Origin of the sequence: Dactylosporangium sp. NPDC005572 (genome assembly GCF_040605515.1) — a bacterium.
In the GTDB taxonomy this organism is placed as follows: Bacteria; Actinomycetota; Actinomycetes; order Mycobacteriales; family Micromonosporaceae; genus Dactylosporangium.
In genome coordinates this window covers 1-2472 of sequence record NZ_JBEXCY010000432.1, presented here as the reverse complement: position 1 = coordinate 2472, position 2472 = coordinate 1, and the positions used below count along the sequence as shown (strand labels likewise).

Below are 2472 nucleotides of genomic sequence, written 5' to 3'. Positions count from 1 at the left end.
TCGGCCCGCAGCGCCGCCTCGAACCGGTTGGGCCCCAGGCGAAGCAGGTCAGGGCGGCCAGCCCATCCCCCACCAGCCCATCTGCGGCCGGCCCGTCCACGGCCGGAGCGGGCGGCGGGGTCACGTAGACCGTGCGGAAGACCGCCGGGCCGCCGGCCACGCCGCCGTCGACGGCGTGCGGGACGCCGGTCGGGATCCACAGCGCGCGGGTGGCCGGGAGGACCCAGACGCCGCCGGGCGTGCTGATCCGCACCACCCCGCTCACGGCCCAGGCCAGCTGGGGCACCGGGTGGCGGTGCTGGTCGAAGCGCGTGCCCGGGGTCATGGTGACGTCGCCGACCATGATCGCCGGATGTCCCGATCCCGACATCAGTTGGCAGCGTAGCGGCTTCCGGCCAGCGCCGGCGCCTGCCTACGGTGACTGGCATGAATCTGCTGCACAACCGGATCTGCCGGTCGGCGAAGTGGTTCCGGACGGTCGAGGACCAGGTGCTGCCGTGGGCGCTGCACGGCGTGCCGCTCGGGCCGCGGGTGCTGGAGATCGGGCCGGGGTTCGGCGCGACGACCCGGGTCCTCGCCCGTGACGCCCCGGCGATGACCGCGGTCGAGATCAACCCGAAGCTGGCGGCCCACCTGCGCCGGACGCTGCCGGCCGGGGTGACGGTCGTGGAGGGCGACGGCGCCGCCCTGCCGTTCCCGGACGGGGCGTTCGACACGGTCGTGTGCTTCACGATGCTGCACCACGTGCCGTCGGCCGAACTGCAGGACCGGCTCCTCGCCGAGGCCCGGCGGGTGCTGGCCGGCGGCGGCGTGTTCGCCGGGTGCGACAGCCTGCCGTCGCCCCGGTTCCGCCTGCTGCACGTCGCCGACACGATGGTGCCGGTCGACCCGGCGACGTTCCCGGACCGGTTGCGCACGGCCGGCTTCACCGACGTCAAGGTGTCCACAGTGGACAACCGCCGGCTGCGGTTCAGGGCGTCCTGACGATCGTACGGGCGGCCGGGCGCGACAGCACCAGGACGATCGTGGTGATGTTCACGATCACCACCGCCGCCGCGAGCACGAAGATCCACGCCTCCAGGCCCTCCAGCAGGAAGACCGGCGCGGTGATGAGCACGGCGACGACCCGGGCCGCGGCGACGGCGCGCGCGGCGAGCCGGCTGCCCAGGACCCAGGCCAGCACGACGCCGATGAGCGTCGACACGCCGAGGACGACGGCGAGGACGAACGACGCGATGATCGCCGGTCCGCCGATCGAGAACGGGTCGGCCTCGTTGCCGGTCGTCTGCGGGAAGAGCAGCGCGGCGGCGATCGCGGACGGGGCCGGGCCGGTGATGTCCGCGACGCCGAGCAGGGCGGCCATCACGAGACCCACCCGGTGCCTGACGGTGAGTGCGCTCATGGCGAAGAGCATGCACCCGGCGGGCGCCGGGCGGCATGAGGCGGGATTCCCGGGCGGGCCGGGACGCCACCCGGCTTTCCTGGATGCCGGGCCGATGCGCGGTCGGCTCGTCAGGGTCCATGCTCTGGACATGACGGCCGCACCCGTGCGCGTGCTCATCGCCGACGACCACTTCCTGGTACGGCGGGGCATCGGCGCCCTGCTCGCCTCCCTCGACGCCTTCGTCGTGGTGGCCGAGGCGACGACCGGTGTGGAGGCGGTCCGCGAGGCGCAGCTGACCGAGCCCGACGTCGTCATCATGGACATCAACATGCCGGTGATGAACGGGATCGAGTCGACCCGGCAGCTGAGCCGTGCGGTGCCCGGCGCGGCGGTGCTGGTCCTGACGATGTTCGACGACGACGAGACCGTGCTGTCGGCGATGCGCGCCGGCGCCCGCGGGTACCTGCTCAAGGGCGCCGGCCAGGACGAGGTGGTCGCCGCGATCCGGTCCGTGGCCACCGGTCAGGTGGTCATCGGGCCCGGGGTCGCCGCGCGGCTGCTCGCCCACCTCGACGCGCCCCAGCCGCCGGACCCGCCGTTCCCGCACCTGACCGCCCGCGAACGGGAGGTGCTGGAGCGCGTCGCGCAGGGCGAGGGCAACGGCGCGATCGCCGCCGCCCTCGGCCTGGCGCCGAAGACGGTCGGCAACCATGTCTCCGCGATCTTCGCCAAGCTGCGCGTGGCCAGCCGCGCCGAGGCCATCGTCCGGGCCCGCGAACACGGCCTGGGCCACCCGCAGGAGGGGTGACCGGGTGGGACCGCTGTGGGCGCTGACCTGGCAGCTGGCCGCCGGCCTGGGCTGCGCGGTGGTGGGCTTGCTCATCGCCGCCACCACGACGGGGTACCTGCTCATCGCGGCGGCCGTGAGCCTGTTCGCCGGCCCGGTGCTGCTCGCCGCGGGCCAGCCCGGACTCGCCCGCGGTGTGTGGGTCAGCGCCGTCCTCGTCACCATCCCCCTCGCCCTGTTGCGGGTCGTGCCGGTCCATCGGCATGGGCTCGGGGATCGGCTTGCGCATCGTATACGCCGT

General features: G+C 74.3%; 5 protein-coding genes. 3 read left to right on the top strand and 2 right to left on the bottom strand.

The genetic code is table 11. The features are described from left to right. On the bottom strand, window positions 1-370 hold a 370-nt coding region (locus ABZS66_RS61325; protein ID WP_354774176.1), incomplete at its 3' end, for a cupin domain-containing protein. A gap of 56 nt (window positions 371-426) precedes the next feature. Between ABZS66_RS61325 and ABZS66_RS61320 the strand changes: the two genes are divergently transcribed. Beyond that, a complete protein-coding gene (locus ABZS66_RS61320) occupies window positions 427-984 on the top strand; it encodes a class I SAM-dependent methyltransferase (RefSeq protein ID WP_354774174.1) in 558 nt (185 codons plus the stop codon). On the opposite strand, the gene ABZS66_RS61315 is transcribed toward ABZS66_RS61320, so the two are convergent. Further along, window positions 971-1402 (bottom strand): hypothetical protein, encoded by a 432-nt coding sequence (locus ABZS66_RS61315; RefSeq protein ID WP_354774173.1) that lies wholly within the window; start codon window positions 1400-1402, stop codon window positions 971-973. The genes ABZS66_RS61320 and ABZS66_RS61315 overlap by 14 nt on opposite strands. Window positions 1403-1532: 130 nt before the next feature. Here ABZS66_RS61315 and ABZS66_RS61310 point away from each other — a divergent pair, with 130 nt between their 5' ends. Both ABZS66_RS61310 and ABZS66_RS61305 read left to right on the top strand, forming a co-directional pair. Further along, a complete protein-coding gene (locus ABZS66_RS61310) occupies window positions 1533-2192 on the top strand; it encodes a response regulator transcription factor (RefSeq protein WP_354774171.1) in 660 nt (219 codons plus the stop codon). 4 nt (window positions 2193-2196) lie between these two features. Then, window positions 2197-2472 (top strand): hypothetical protein (locus tag ABZS66_RS61305; protein WP_354774169.1); only part of this gene is annotated, 276 nt, incomplete at its 3' end.